This is a genomic window from Sulfitobacter sp. M22, from assembly GCF_021736025.1.
GTDB classification, from domain to species: domain Bacteria; phylum Pseudomonadota; class Alphaproteobacteria; order Rhodobacterales; family Rhodobacteraceae; genus Sulfitobacter; species Sulfitobacter litoralis.
Map to the genome: position 1 here is coordinate 25,796 of NZ_WMEC01000003.1, position 15,319 is coordinate 41,114.

Genomic DNA, 15,319 nt, shown 5'->3' on the forward strand with positions numbered 1-15,319 from the left:
TCACACCCCCTTAGGTGAGAATATCAAGTTGTCCGTCATCCACCACATTTTTGTGCTGAACGCCAGGGGTCACAGTGCCCGCTGTGTCGTCATTTGCCCCGCCAAACGGCACATGGGACTGCTGTTGGTCGCGGGTTCGATCCTCCGAAAAACCTTGCTGGAATTCAAAGCTACCCGCATCGGTGAACCCCAAGCCTTGCGCCAGCAGTTGCCGTTCGTCGCGCAGCGTTTGTAGCACGGCGGGGTTTTCAACACGCACGACGACGCGGGTACCGTGGTCCTTGTCCGTCACGACATCAATCTCGATCTGCCCCAATCCACGCGGATGCAGGCTGACCGACGTACGCCCTTCTTTCGCCTCGACGGACTTCACCTGCGAGATCAGCGCATCGGCAAAGGGTTTTGGCGCTGGCTTGCTTTGCACCTCCGGGCTTGGCGCAGCAGCTTTCAGGTCGCTTGCTTGATCAGCAAGGAGTAGCGCGTTGCTTTCGACGGGTTGCGATTGCGCCACCTCGGCAGGCCGGAAAGTCGCGGTGCCGTCAACGGACGCTTTGCCCTGCGCGGCGGCGTTATTGAGAAAGGTTGGCTGCTCCGCCCCGAAGGCGGCCTGTCGCAATGGCGCAACGGGCGCATCCGCGTCGGTCATTGATTCTGACGCGGCGGCTCCTTCAACAGCTGTCGTGGCTTGCGGCACCGCGCGCGACGGAATGGAAAGCTTGTTGCTACCCTCCGGTTTAGGCACGGGCTGCATCCCCGTCATCACCTGCGTTTGCGCTACGGTCTGAACCTTTGTCGTGGCACTTATCGGTTGTTGATCCGTCGCAGGTATCTTGGGTGCGGTCCCTGACGGTAGAATAAGGGCCGTTTGCGGTGCGGGCGCAGCGATTTTGGCATCGCCTTTCGCCTCTACTGGTGGCGCCGCCGCAGGTGCACTCGCTTCAAGCGCAACCTTAACAGGTGTTTGCGTCGCACTTGCTGCTACCGCATCAGCGGCCAATGGCGCAGCAGCTGCAGCCGTCAGCGGCAGCTGCGGGTCAGGTGCGCCAGCCACAACTTGTACAGCGGCCTGTGGCACAGTGACAGCGGGGACGTTGACCGTGGTCGCGACGGTCACCGGCCCCGTTTCCTGTGGGGTAGCAGCCGCGAACGCCGGCAGCGCGGCGATCATCAGACCGGTGAAGGACGCCTCCATCGACAGGGCTGTCGGATCGCCCGCTTCCTCTGCGGTCAGGGAAAGGCCCAGTATATCTGCCATCCCTTCGGCGGTAGCATCGTCACTACCCGGCAGAATAGGCTCACCATCGGGGCCGAGGGTAAAGGGCGGCACCGTTGTGCCGGTCTCGGCGATCGGCACGGCTCCCATCAACGCGGCAAATCCTTCGGGCACAGCGGCATCGCCCTTGCCCGGTTTCACACCCGACTGTCCCGTCATCAAGGCTGAGAGAGCAGCATTCATATCAATGCATCTTGCTGGTCAGAACGCCGCGTGCAGCGAGTTCGTACTTCAACCGTGTCATTGCGCGGCGTTCAACCTGGCGCAGCTTGGCCGGCGTGACCGCCATTCGGGTCGCCAAATCTTGGATGCTCTCAGGTGGCTGCCGAAGCGTGCGTGCTTGCAACACCTCGCGGTCCATTGGCGGCAGCAGGGCCATCGCTTCAAACAGACGGGCGCGGATCAGACTTTGCGACGATTGCGCGATCACCGCTTCTTCGGGGTTAGGGTCTTCGGACGCAAGAAGCGCAAAGCTTTCGTCGTCATCAATCGAATGCTGCACAGTGCGTTGCACGCCTGCCGGTGTCTCAACGATTGTACGCAAGTGATTGCGCGCCGTCATTGTCGCGTTCTTGACCCACCATTTCGCATAGGTCGAAAAGCGCACATCACGGTCCAGATCAAACAGATCGGCGGCGTGGATCAGCCCCAATATACCCTCTGAAATCAGGTCTTCGCGTTCGGCTTGATTATCGCTGAGCTTGCGCGCCCAGTAGAACACGATACGCGCATGAGACAGCACCAAGGATTCAAGTGCGAACTTATCTTTGCTGTCCTGCCAATCCTTTAGCAGGACACGTTCATCTTCCAACGCCAACATCGGCGCATTGCGCGCTGCTGCATAAGTTATTGTCATTGCCTGCCCAACTTTTTCCCCAACATGACCACAGTTCACGAATCTGGGAAAGTTTATTATGCTTAAGGCAGGGTTAAATTGGCATTTATCCTTGGCAAACAGGTCGATAACAAAGGACAGTTGCCCTCAGAAACCGCTGAGCGTTGGCAACCACGTGGACAGCGCAGGGATAAAGGTGATCAGCAGCAGCGCCCCCATCAAAGCGATAAAGAACGGCGGCATCTCTTTGATCAGGGCAGAGGGTTTGATGTTCACTGCCGACGAGACCACGAAAATCAGGCTCCCCACAGGGGGCGTTGTCAGGCCCAATGTCAGGTTCACAATCACGATTATCGCGAAATGATCCGGGTCGATCCCAAGGGCAAAGCTGATCGGCGCAAGGATCGGCACAAGGATCATCACCCCGGGCAGCGGGTCCATGAACAGACCAAACACCAACAACAGCGCATTCACCGCGAGCAGAAAGACGATTGGCGACAGGTCCCATGCGATGATGGTTTCCGCCAGAAACTGTGGCACGCCTTCGATGATGAGTATCCATGCGAAAGCCCGCGCCGCACCAAGGATCAATAATACCGCCCCCGATACCAGCGCCGCCCGCAGGATAATCGCGGGCAGGTCCGCGACATGCAGCGATCGATAGATGAACATACCCACGAACAGCGCATAGAAGACCGCGATCACCGACGCCTCTGTCGGGGTGAACACGCCAAAGCGGATACCGCCGACGATCAGCACCACCAGCATCAGCGCGGGCAGCGCATAAAGAGCGATCCGCGCGATCTCTGCCAAGGGGGGCATCGGCGCGCCGCTGGCATAGCCGCGTTTGTGGCTGACCCGTGCATTGGCGACCAGCACCGCGAGGGTGATCAGAACACCCGGCAGCACACCCGCCATGAACAGCGACCCGACCGATACCTGCTGGTCCTGCATGGCGTAGATAATCATCGTGATCGACGGCGGGATAATCGGCCCCACGACCGAGCTCGAAATGGTCAGCGCACCGGCATAGGCACGGCCATATCCGCCCTTCTCCATCATCCGGATCATCATCGTCCCCGGCCCCGCCGCATCGGCAAGCGCGGAGCCGGAGATCCCCGCGAACATGGCAGAGCTGACCACATTTGCATGCCCCAGCCCACCCTTTAGATGCCCCACCAGCGATTGCGCCAAGCGCAACATCGCGAGGGTCACCGCCCCGCCGGTCATGATCTCCGCCGCGAGGATAAAGAACGGCACCGCCAGCAGTGGAAAGCTATCGAGGCCCGAAAACATCTCTTTTACGACGACAAGGTTGGGGTAAGACGACCCAAAGCTCAACGCGACAAACACGGAAATCGCCATGGCGAACGCCACGGGCAGACCAAGGGCCAGCAGCACGAACAGCGCAGGAAAAAGGATCTCAGCCATTTGCGCCTCCGGGCAGCGGATCGGCGGTGGCCCCATCCATACGCTTGTAATCCCCCGCCATAATGAACGGGCGGGCAATCAGCAGCAGATGCACGATCAACAGGGCAAACCCGACCGGCATCGCGGCATAGACATAAAGAAAGGGCATCCGCAGGGCAGGGGTCACCTGATACTGCATGCGCTGCGCGTATTGGATGCCGACGTAGACCATGAAACTGAAAAAGACCAAAAGCCCCAGAGCGATACCAGCCCGTAGTAGCTTTTGCCCGATGTTGGGCAGCGCGTCTTGCAGATTGGTGATTGCCACATGCCCGCCCGTGCGCAGCACAAGACCGGCACCGGAAAAGGTCATCCAGATCATCAAATACCGCGCCGCCTCGTCTGCCCATGGCAGCGAATGCGCGGTCACATAGCGCAGGGTGATATTGGCACCGACGACCAGCGTCATTGCAGAGAGCATGAGGATCAGCGCCCAACCGTTCAACGCCACGAAAATGGTTTCCAGTTTCTTCACGGCTTCCCCTCGCCCGATGTCGCCGGCACCCTTTGGATGCCGGCGGTTTTTTCTCACTCGAAGTTTACGATCGAGTCGACCAGCTCTTGGCTGTAGGTCTCATAGTAGCCTTCATAGGCCGATTTGATCGACGCCTGAAACGCTGCTTTCTCTTCGGCGGACAGGACGTTAACTTCCATCCCGCGCTCTTTCAGCGTCTCCACGCCCGAGGTTTCCACATCGTCAACATAGCCCCGCATCGCGGCAGAAGCTTCGGTCGCGGCTTTTTCCATCGCGACTTTCTGATCGTCGTCCAACCCCTCCCAGAATGGTTTGGACACCAGCAGCATTGCGGGCGAATAGACGTGACCCGACACGGTCAGATACTTCTGCACTTCGTTCAGCTTGACCGATACGATCACCGACAGCGGGTTTTCCTGCCCGTCAATCACACCTTGCTGCAACGAGGAAATCACCTCCGGCCAGGCCATCGGCGTGGGGGCCGCACCCATGGCGTCGAATGCCGCGAGGTGCACGGGGTTTTCCATCGTGCGGATCTTTAGCCCTTCGACATCGGCCGGCGTGTGGATCGCATTGCGGTTGTTGGTGATGTGGCGAAAGCCCTGTTCGCCCCACGCCAGACCGTGCAAACCAACATTGTCGAACTCGCCCAAAATCTCTTGGCCGATGGGTCCGTCCAGCACCGCGCGGGCGTGGTCCAGACCGCTGAACAGGAACGGAATGTCAAAGACACCGGTGGATGGCACGAAGTTCGCCAGCGTGCCCGAGGATACGATCGTCGCCTCGATGGTGCCCAGTTGGAGCCCCTCGATCACTTCGCGTTCGCCACCCAGACCCGACGACGGGAAGTGTTTGAACGTGAACTGGTCGCCGGTCTCTGCCAGCACGACTTCTTCGAACTTCTGCGCCGCGACGCCGTAGTGGCTGTCAGGTGCCAGTGCGTAGCCGATCTTGATCTCGGTTTGCGCAGCAGCAGGACCAGCCAAAGCGACAAACGCGCTTGCAGCCGCAAAATGTGTCAGATTGAATTTCATGGTAACCTCCCAGTAACCTTGTGGATGTGCTATCTAAACCCACCAAAGCTGACAAGATGCAGCCCTCGGTGGTACCGCGCAATGCTGCATTAGCCCTGCGCGGATTTCCGGAACAACTTTACCAGCTCGGGCACATAGGCCTGACCATGCCCCGCCTCGACCGTTCGGGCGAGCGCGGCAGAGACGTTATCGGCGACAGTCTGCTGCGCCCCCGATGCAGTCGACATGGCTCGGTAATAGTCGATGTCTTTTTGTGCGTTGCTGACGAAAAAGGGCAGCCCTTCGCGGTCGCCTTGCGTGATGTAGGGTGCCAAACGCTCAAGCGCGACACTCGCCCCGCCCCCGCCAGCCAAAACGTCCACGAACACCTGCGGATCGATCTGCGCATCGGCTGCCTGTGCCGCGGCTTCGGCCAACAGGGTCATGAACCCCACCGACACGTAGTTATGCAGCAGCTTCAGCCGGTGCCCGTGGCCAAGCGCGCCAACGTGGTCGACCGTGTCGGTAAAGCTCGCTAATACAGGTCGGACTTTTTCCAGTACAGCGGCATCGCCACCCACCAACAGGTTCAGCGCGCCGTCATGGGCGTGTTTCGCGGTGCGTGTCATCGGTGCATCAAGATAGGCGCCGCCCGCGTCCTTTACGGCAGCCCCCATACGCAGAGTGCTGTCGGGCAGTGCGGTCGAACAATCGACGACCACAGCACCGGGCTTCAGCCCCGAAACCAGCCCGTCTATGCCGGTCACAATCGCCTCGACCTGAGGCGATCCTGTGACGCAAAGAATAATCACATCGCATGCCGCTGCCAGCGCGGCAGGGGTGTCATAGGCGACCGCGCCCAGGCCGGTGATCTCATCCACCGGCTGGTTGCCCGGATGATCCAGAAAGCCCAGATCGAACTTGCCCTTGCCCAAGACGTTCCGCGCAATCCCGTGGCCCATCAGACCAACACCGATAATGCCAACTTTCATCGTTCCCCTCCCCCTTCGACTTTACGCGCAGCTTAGTCCGCGTTAATCCAGATCGCTTTGGTGTCCAGATATTCTTCCAGATGCTCGGTCCCGCCTTCGCGGCCATAACCCGACATCTTCACCCCGCCAAACGGCACCGCCGGATCAATCGCGTGGTACATATTCACCCAGACAGAGCCAGCCTTGAGCCGATGCGCCAGCTTGTGCGCCGTGCCCAGATTGGTCGAGAATACACCAGCAGCCAACCCGTAGGGCGTGTCATTGGCGCGGGTCACGACCTCGTCCAGATCATCAAAGGGCAGCGCGGAAATTACGGGGCCGAAAATCTCTTCGCGGGCGATGCGCATGTCGTCGGTGACGCCGCTAAAAACGGTGGGCTGGATGTAATGCCCGCCTTTCAGCGCAGCCCCTTCGGCGCGGTGCCCGCCGGTCAGAACCGATGCGCCTTCCGCCGGACCATCCGACAAAAAGCCCGCAATCCGGTCGGCCTGACGGGCCGAGATGATGGGCCCGATATCCGTGCCCTCGTCGATCCCCTGCCCGATCTTCAACCCTGCAGCAAACTCCGCCACGCGGCGGGTGAATTCATCATGGATCTCGCGCGCCACAAACAGCCGCGATCCGGCGATGCAAATCTGACCCGAGTTTGCAAAGACAGACATCGCGGCCACGGGCACCGCCTTGTCGATATCCGCGTCCTTGCACACGATAACGGGTGATTTCCCCCCCAGCTCGAGCGAGACGCGTTTCAACGTACCCGTCGCCGCGCGGGCAATCGCCTGACCGGTGGCCGTTGAACCGGTGAACACGATCTTGTCCACATCCGCATGCGCCGCCAGCGCCGCACCGGCGTCGGCCCCCAGTCCGGTCACCACATTCAGCACCCCGTCGGGCAGCCCCGCCTCTTGCATCAACCGCGCGATCATCAGCACGGTCAGCGACGCCTCCTCGGACGGTTTCAACACCACGGTGCAGCCGGTCGCCAGCGCAGGCGCGATCTTCCAGACGGAACCGGCGATTGGCGCATTCCACGGGATAATTGCCCCGACCACGCCCACGGGTTCACGCACGGTGGATGCATAAATCTCGCCGGGGAAGGAATTCGGGATGGTCTGGCCGTGGATCATCACCGCCTGCCCCGCATAGAACCGCAACATCCCTAACACGCGACGGCTGTTGGCCAGCGTACGCTGGATCGGCATCCCCATATCCAATGTGTCCGACAGGCACAGGCGTTCCCATTCTGCCTCGAACTTGTCGGCGATGCGCAGCAGCAACGCCTGACGCTCGAACGGGGTGAACTTGGCCCAAGGCCCCTCGAACGCCGCGCGGGCGGCTTTCACTGCGGCATCAATATCCGCCTCGCCCCCCTGCGGTACGGTCGCCAGTAAAGACCCGTTCGCCGGATTGCGCGCATCCATCTCTGCGCCCGATTGGGCCGGGCACCATTTGCCATTGATGAACATGGGGCGAAAGCTGCCATCATAAAGGTCGCTCGCCAAAGCGTTCCAGTCTTTCATACGTGTCTCCCTTGCTTTGCAGACCACCGCGTATACGGCGTCTTTCTGCACCTCGGATCGAGGCGCCGCAAGGTAAGGGAAGCTAATTAATCCAACTTTTTGAAAGTTTTACGTGGATATCTTTCCCGAATGTCCCGCAAACCTGTGTTTTGTCAGGTTAAACGGGGCACACAGCATGTGATTGCAGGAAAGGCCTATCGTTCCCTTTTTTTTAGAACTTCATCGATAGGCTCGCCCCGATGTCGTGGCTGTCATAATCGAACAAGGCCACATTCGATTTTGCCCGCGTGTAAGTATAGGTGATCCGCGGCACGTATTTCCCGATCTGCACCTTGTTGTGCTGCACGGTAAAGGTGACGCTGGTGGTGTCATCCTCGCGTGGGGTCACCGTACCGGGGAAAATACCGTCGTATCTGTCGTGTTCAAACGCAAGAACCACACCGGTAGACAGGCCCGATTTCCACTGCTTATCGACGCCCACCGAGACGCCGGTTTCACGGTGATCAAGATGCGCGCGCTGCGTCGTTTCGCGCAGGTGCGACACGCCAAACGACAGCCCGAGTGTCGGCGTCACCCGATGCTGATACGACGCCGACGCCCGCATCCGGTGCCCGTCGCGAAACGGGCTTTGGTCATAGGTCTGACGATCGAACCGCAGCGCCCCCGACACCACATCACGTGGGCGCAGTTGGTAGGCCCCTCGCACCTCTGCCCCCCAGCGGCGGCGCACGATGTCAGAATCCGAAAAGCTCAGCTCGGTAATCGGGCCGAACGAGAACCGCCCCCGCTGCCCGCCCCGAATAACGTCGAAACGGACGATGGCGGTGGTTTCGGTGTTCAACGCTGAATCGTAGAACTTGGCATCCAGACTGGCTGAGCCGACGCCCGACCATGTCTCGCTCCACTGCCAGCGCCGCCATGCGGTGCCGCCGATCGACAGCCCGACACCCGAAGACGCCCGCGAACTGGGGTTCAACGTGAACGGCACCCCGCCAACCAAAATCTCCTGCTCGGCACTGCCGCGTGTCTGGTTCGACGATGGCAGCAACGCAAAACGCAGCGCAAAGCCGCTGGGTTTGCGCGAGGTGTTGTTCAAGATGTAGGTCTGCAACCCGGCCCGCAGCTGTTCGTCGGCGGTTTCCGCCACCAGCCGCTCTGCATGATATCGCGCGGCGGTCACATCGCCACGATGGGCCAGCAGCAAGGTCAGCTCCCTTCGGGCCGGTTCATAGGCGGGCGCGATGCGCACCAGATCGCGGAACAACTCAATCGCCGCCGCAGGCTGGTTCTTTCGCAGCAAAATCTGCCCCTCCAGATAGGCCTGATGCACCGGCCCGTTGGGGTCATTCGCCACCAGCTTGGCCAGACTGGACCGCGCCGCGTCATACTCCCCCCGTTTCAGATAGTCTTGCGGTGTCGCGGCCTGCGCCGATCCAGACGACTGGAACGCGAATAGAACGCCCATCAGGGCGGCATAAATTAGATGTTTCATGGTTTAACCCTCAAGCAGTTAAATCGGCGTGAACCCTGATCTCTGCTCTGCGTCTCCCACATGAAATAATGGGGAGACGCAGGCATGGCTTGAGGTCATGCCCACGCCAAGAGAAGCTGGACCCGTAATTTGGTTGGCGCTTCTCTATCTCGTTGAACCGACGTTATTGTTTATCGGCGGTGAAGAAGCCGCTACCGTTCATGCTTTCATCGCCATCGGTCAGGCCTAATGTCAGCACGCCAGCAACTTCTTCAGCTTCGGGACCATAGAAGGCACCGGAATAGGTGCCCGAGCCACTGTCGACTTCCAGCTCGTTGATAAAGGTTTGGTCAGCGGTCAATGTTCCAGCAAAGCCATTGTTGTCAAAGCTAGTCTTGTTCATCTTGATCGTGCCGCCAATGGCATCACGTACGTCGCTTCCGGGGTCTTGGACCGTTGTATTGCCAATGGTCCCCCAAACTTCGCCCGCACCGAAATCGGCGGTCATCGCCAGATCGCTGCGCACTTTATACCGGCTTTCTTGGTTGGATTCGAAACCGGAATTCGGGATCACATTCACCCGTGATCGACCCGAATAAACCGCTTTGGGCAAGGCCTTTAGATCCGCGTCCGCGGTCTCGGTGCCGATGACCGCAAACGCGTTTTCATGCAAGCCAGGGTTATCGGGATCGTTAAGGTCACGCTGGATTTCAATCACCTGCGAATAGCCGTTGCCGGCAGTCAGAAAGTCCGCGATCTGGTCCGTGTAGCTGTAGACGCCGAAATATCCGTCCGCCCCATCTACTTCGTAGCCATCACCCTCGGCCGTTATATCACTTGGCTTAAAGGCTTTCTCTACGCCATTGATGGTCACCGTCAGCGCGCCTGCGTCATTGCGTTTGATAGACGCGGTGCCCCCGGATTTCAGGCTAGTTTTGCCAGTTTCGTAGTTCAGGTTTTTCAGGCTCACCCCGACGGCACGCGCGGTCAGCGTCTTGCCTGCTGCGATGGCACCGCCTGCATCGACCGGATTGCCGTCCTTATCAGTCGCAAACGTCCGTTTGGCCTGCGCCTCTTTCGTGATATCGGTGACGTCGATAACCTTGTCGATCCCTTTCGACGATCCGCAGGCCGCGACGCTGAGCGCCAGTGCCGTTGTGGTCATAAGTTTCATATAAAGTTTCATCTTAATGCCCTTTCTAAATAGCCCCAAGCGGGCGGGTGCCTGCCAAAAATCCGTGACAGGTTAAGAAAGGTTAAGATTGGACCGTGAATGTACCGTAATTTTCCAACACCCCTTCCGTGAAAAAATCGTGAAAAAACGGTGTATCCGAAGGTTTTGTGCGCCCAAAAGAATAGGAAGCGTTACCTATAGTTGCGTGAGATACCGCAGAGCCTGTTTGCTTGGCATAAAGAAGTAGCCCCCCGCTACCGTCCGCGTGAAATCTACCGGAGCATCTGTGTCGCCGCCGCCCGTCATCGGGCACATATCCAGCGCCAGCGACTCCTCGGACCCCGGAATGACAAATTCATCTCCCTGCTGCTTTGGCGTAATCAACGGGTCCGGCCCGTGGCGCCCGCCATGAAACCCGTCAGCATTGAGCCACGTCTGCTGCACAAACTCGAACTGCCGCTCTATGTTGGCGTTGAAGCACATGAAAAACGTGCCTTCCTCTGAATAGACAGCGGGTTCGACTTTGCTGTCGTGGCGTATCCATCCGGCGTCGACCAGACCGCTATCCTGCGGTGCCTCAAAGGTGCTGCTATAGGTACGCCCGCGCCGCAACAGCCGATGGCGGTTGTTGATCTCAAGCGTGATCTCGTGACCGGGGCGGAAACTGTCGCGCGGATTGGCGCGCCGGATATGGGATCCGATCGGGCAATACAGACCCAAGGGGTCATCCTCGCCGTGGCGAAAATCATTGTCGGGCCTAACCGGTTTCAGCAGGTCCTTCGGTATGCCAAGGGGGCCGACCTCGCGCTCCAGCTCCGACAAGGCGTCGTTGAAAAGGGTCCACCCCTGCGCGGTCCAGATCGTGTCATCCATTCCAAACGGTGCATCTACTCCCAGCCGTCCAGTACCACTGCGCGTCCGCGTAAGCGCAAAGAAGCGGTGCAGCGCGTCCAGTTCAGCGTCGGTGCTGGGGCGGCGGCCCTGGGCTGCCGTTATTGCCTTGATCCGCAACCCGACATACCGGCGCACCAGACTGTGATACCGCGCGCGATTGCGCACGCTGCGCGACACCGACGGGTTGCGCGCCAGCTAACTGCCATCGGCCCACCGGCCAATGATCTTGGCGGTAATCCATTGTTCGATCCAGATCTGGCGCGTACGCGGATTCATTGGCACCTCGCCATAAGGCCGCTGATCCATATCCCCATCCACATCCGAGTCCCGTCTATCGCTTGTCACGATATCCTTGTCGTCGGGCCCCTGCCCGATGCCCCCGGTCTTGATATCAAAGGACACATCTTCCCTGATCGCATCCGCAACGCCTTTTTGCGGCACGTGCCGCGCCTCAAGCACTGATGCCTTGTCGGACACAAACGTCTGCAAGGCTTTGTCGTTATGCAAGATCTGGCGCACAGCGAGAAAGCTGCCGCCCCGCCCGAAATCGCGCTGATCCCCGAGTTCGGACCGTCCGAACTGTGGCACCAGATCTGTCACCGGATTTTGTATCGAGGACAGCCCCGCCGCGGCGGGCGTATCGGCGGGCACGGTGATCGCCAAAGGCAGATAGCCGCGCGAATCCGGATAGCCGAGAATGAACTCTCCTGCCCCGACCACGTCGTCCCGCGCGGCCTTGCCTTTGGCAAAGGCCTGCGTGTGCCGCATGATCGGCTGCGAGATCCCGTCGCGCGTGCCAAACCCGTCGCTATGCGCTAGCCCGCGCCGCTGCACATCCGCCCGCACAGTGTTTTGGACCGTCACGCCAAAATGACCGGCCATAACCGTCACGGTGACATCCGTCTCTTTTTGTTCGTCTGCATCGCGGGCATAGGACAGTAGCAAGGCGTGGGCGGAACCGTCGCTCCACCGCCAACGGGCCGGATCGGCGGGCGTGCCTGCATCGCCCAACACCCGCGCCCGCGCCGTCATGCCGCTGGCAAAGGCATGGGGCAGCGTGCCGCGCCCTTCATAGGGTGTGTCGGGAAAGCCAAGCTGCGACAGCCCCGCCGAAGACAACGCGATAAAATGCGCGGGATAGTCAGGATAGGCATCGCCAAAGCTCAGCCGTGCATCCCAGGGCGCACCGGGCACTTCGGCGTTGCGCGCGTCTTGCAGCAGCTGCCCGATGAAACGCTTGCCGCCCTGCGCCGTGTCGAAACGGATCACCCGCGCGGTCATCAGCGGATGCCGCCCCAGCCCGTTGAACAACAGCGTCTGCACCTGATCCGTCTCAATCGCATCCGCTGGCCGCGGGGCGGTATAGAACAGATTGGCCCATGCGCGACATTCATCATGGGTCAACGCCCGCGCCAGCCCATCGCGCACCAGCGCATTCGTGCGGATCATCCCCGTGGTGAGCTGCGGAAAACGGCTGTACCAGAACTGCGTTTGCACCTGCTGGCGGCGCACCCATCGTTTGAACTTGTCCCCGTCTTGTGCGCCATCCAGAAAGAACCACCGGCTGCGCGGAAAGCCCGCACAATTGTTCCACGCCATCGTTTGCCCGCGGTGCACCTTGGTGATGAAATCCTCAAGATAGCTTTCCCAACTGCCGTCATAATTGCCCTGAAAGATCAGCTTTTGACTGCCTTTAGGACAATACCAGCGCGCATAATGGATGGTGGCGAAATCCGTGACAAAGCCGGGGCGGAACCACAGGATTTTCATGTATTTGATGATGTGAAAGGCCAGCGCTGTGGTCAACCGCCGCAGCATGCCGGGCTTGAGTGCACTGACAGATGTGATGTGGTTCTGCGCATAGCCCGGCAGATCCTCCATCTGCTGCACGGCGGCAACGTGATCATGGGGCGCATAGCGGTTATCCGGCGTCTCGTCCGTCTCCACCCGTCGCAGCCATGCCAACGCAATGCCCGTTGCGGTCAATGCCAACAGCAGCGGCACCATCCACAGCGAGACATAGACATCCGCCGCCTGCAGCAAGGTGACCACGCCAAAAGCCACCAACCCCACAGGCAACAGCAGCGCCATTACCGCGAAAGCTGCCAAGGGTTTCAGCCCCAGCCCCGCATATTTCGCGATAAAGCCGGAGAACGGGAAATCCTTATGCCGCGAGAACCGCGGATAGCGATGTGACGGACGATACAGAAGCGCGGCGCGCGCGGAGTCTTTCCGCATCTCCTGTCGGATTTCGGTCATCACAGCAACCGGGTCCGTGGTCCCCTCCTGCGACAGCTGCCGGACAAGAGGCTCCGCCCACTCATACAGCTCCTTTTCAGCCTCAATCTGCCGGACGGGCATATGCTCTGTCCCGTTGAAACTCACCCCGATGGTGCCCCAAGGCTTGGTATCGGGGTGCAGCAAATGGGCACGCAATGCCGCCACAAAGCCGCCGCGTGCCCCCTCAAGATAGGGCAAAAGCACTGTGCAGGGCGTGTCGATCATCTGAGCCAGCCGCGCCAGCGCATCGCGTTGCGTGCCGTCGGTATTGAACTCTGCCAGCAGATGCGTGGGCCGTGCGTCCAGCCGCGTTTCGGCCCCCAGATTGACGAGGTTCAGGCTGGCAAAATGCACGATCCCGGTCGTATCCAACCCCTGCTTCAGGTCCGACCCTTCGTCAAGCAGCCCCTTCAGAGCAGCCCGCAACGCGTCAATATCAACGCCTTGTTTCAACGGTAGGGGTGAAACGATCGTGGACTGGGCCTGATGCCCTTCGACCATATCAAACCGCATCCGCAAACGCCCCAGATACGGGCCATAGAACTTTGGCCTTTCGGGCAGAAAGGCGATACCCGGACGCGACAGAATGACCTGAAACGCCTCGGTGATGATTTCATGCGCCATGTCGTGACCCAGACAATGATGCATCCCCAAGCCGAATGACAAATCCGGCAAAACCTGTCCGTCCTTGCCCAAGAACCCCTCCCCCGGGGCAAAACGGTTGGGATGTTTCACCACCCGCGGATCATGCAGCCCCACGGCGGTGGCAAGGATGACAGGCGCACCGGGCTTGATGCGGCGCAGTGCGTCGGGCAGACCTTGCGTGTCCACACCGTCTTTGCGCAACCGAAACTGACCGGGAAACAACGACGGATTAAAGCGCGCGATCTCGAACAGCATGTCGCGCAACGCGGTACGGGCGTGCGCATCATCGGGTGCGGCTTCGGCCCGCGCGGCACAGCGCATTGCGTGGTGAAACTGGTCAGGTTTGCGGCGCATCTGATCAAGTATCTTGCCCGCCGCCAGCGCCGTCGTGGGGACAAAGCCGGTGATCACCCCGAACAAGATCACGCGCACCGTGTCCTTGTCCGACTGCGTCCAGACCGCCCCGTCCGGCCCTTGCTGCGCCACCTCGTCCATCAACCCTTGCAGAAAACTCGCGTCCTCTGGCGCGCTGCGCTCATCAGCGGTTAGGTTCGCATAGGCGTTAATACTGATGTCCAACAGATCGCAAATCCGTTTCGCCCCGATCATCGCTTGGCGTCGCACCGCAGGCGTGCCGGTAGGATCGGCAAAGATCAGCGACGAACAGGCCGCCGAAAATGCCGCGAAATTTTCAGCACTCGGGGCCGCGATGCCAAAGGTCTTCAGGCAGGCCTCCGCCGTGACGCGCATGAAGACATCACGCGCCATGTCGATCTGTCCGCCGCTATCCTCCAACAACGCCTCGGTCACGTGGCGCACCACGGGGCGTACATGGGTCACAGGATCAATCGCCGCCCAAGGACCGCGCAAAATCGCCATCTGCGCGGCATGGGTGCCCCCGTCATCGCCCAAGGCAAATACGGGCGGACCCGCCATTTCTTCCATTTCGGGGCCAAAGGGCACACCAAACACATCAGGCCGGTGCAGTGCGGCAACGATCTCGGCATGGCGGGTGACGAAATAATAGGGGCCCAACCGCACCACCGGCCCGATCCGCTGCATCAACCGCAACCCGCCGTGTTTCAGCAGAGCTTGGGTAATCCGGCTGCGCAGCTGCGCAAACCAGCTGCCATTCAGCGCATCCAGCGAAAAGTGCCGCGTCCCCAGATCAGAGGGATGCGCCCGTTCATCGGCCTGCGCCTGTCGGATACCCGCAAAGTTATCTGCATATTTCGTCATGGAACGGATGCCTTGTGCAAGGGCCCCCAAGCGACGAC

General features: G+C 60.1%; 11 protein-coding genes. All 11 read right to left on the bottom strand.

Annotation, left to right across the window (positions count from 1 at the left end; all coding sequences use genetic code 11):
* Positions 1–10: 10 nt before the first annotated feature.
* Positions 11–1,456: a flagellar hook-length control protein FliK gene (locus tag GLP52_RS16460; RefSeq protein WP_237272942.1), complete on the bottom strand. Its 1,446-nt coding sequence runs from the start codon at positions 1,454–1,456 to the stop codon at positions 11–13.
* 1 nt (position 1,457) lies between these two features.
* Positions 1,458–2,129 carry a sigma-70 family RNA polymerase sigma factor gene (locus tag GLP52_RS16465; protein WP_093732862.1) on the bottom strand — a complete coding sequence of 224 codons (672 nt, stop codon included), beginning with the start codon at positions 2,127–2,129 and terminating at the stop codon, positions 1,458–1,460.
* Positions 2,130–2,255: 126 nt separating this feature from the next.
* A complete protein-coding gene (locus tag GLP52_RS16470; RefSeq protein WP_237272943.1) occupies positions 2,256–3,539 on the bottom strand; it encodes a TRAP transporter large permease in 1,284 nt (427 codons plus the stop codon).
* The gene (locus tag GLP52_RS16475; RefSeq protein WP_237272944.1) at positions 3,532–4,053 is read right to left on the bottom strand and encodes a TRAP transporter small permease; all 522 of its coding nucleotides are present in this window, start codon (positions 4,051–4,053) and stop codon (positions 3,532–3,534) included. The genes GLP52_RS16470 and GLP52_RS16475 overlap by 8 nt, the downstream gene beginning before the upstream one ends.
* Before the next feature lie 53 nt (positions 4,054–4,106).
* Positions 4,107–5,087 (bottom strand): TRAP transporter substrate-binding protein, encoded by a 981-nt coding sequence (locus tag GLP52_RS16480; RefSeq protein ID WP_237272945.1) that lies wholly within the window; start codon positions 5,085–5,087, stop codon positions 4,107–4,109.
* Between the two features lie 89 nt (positions 5,088–5,176).
* A complete protein-coding gene (locus GLP52_RS16485; protein WP_237272946.1) occupies positions 5,177–6,058 on the bottom strand; it encodes an NAD(P)-dependent oxidoreductase in 882 nt (293 codons plus the stop codon).
* A 32-nt stretch (positions 6,059–6,090) separates the two neighbouring features.
* Positions 6,091–7,578, bottom strand: coding sequence for an aldehyde dehydrogenase family protein (locus tag GLP52_RS16490; RefSeq protein ID WP_093732857.1), 1,488 nt, complete (start codon positions 7,576–7,578; stop codon positions 6,091–6,093).
* Between the two features lie 211 nt (positions 7,579–7,789).
* Positions 7,790–9,070, bottom strand: coding sequence for a surface lipoprotein assembly modifier (locus GLP52_RS16495; protein ID WP_093732856.1), 1,281 nt, complete (start codon positions 9,068–9,070; stop codon positions 7,790–7,792).
* Between the two features lie 163 nt (positions 9,071–9,233).
* Positions 9,234–10,235 (bottom strand): transferrin-binding protein-like solute binding protein, encoded by a 1,002-nt coding sequence (locus GLP52_RS16500; RefSeq protein ID WP_237272947.1) that lies wholly within the window; start codon positions 10,233–10,235, stop codon positions 9,234–9,236.
* A gap of 183 nt (positions 10,236–10,418) precedes the next feature.
* The gene (locus tag GLP52_RS16505; protein WP_237272948.1) at positions 10,419–11,294 is read right to left on the bottom strand and encodes a hypothetical protein; all 876 of its coding nucleotides are present in this window, start codon (positions 11,292–11,294) and stop codon (positions 10,419–10,421) included.
* Between the two features lie 18 nt (positions 11,295–11,312).
* Positions 11,313–15,281 (bottom strand): cytochrome P450, encoded by a 3,969-nt coding sequence (locus GLP52_RS16510; RefSeq protein WP_237272949.1) that lies wholly within the window; start codon positions 15,279–15,281, stop codon positions 11,313–11,315.
* Positions 15,282–15,319: the final 38 nt, after the last annotated feature.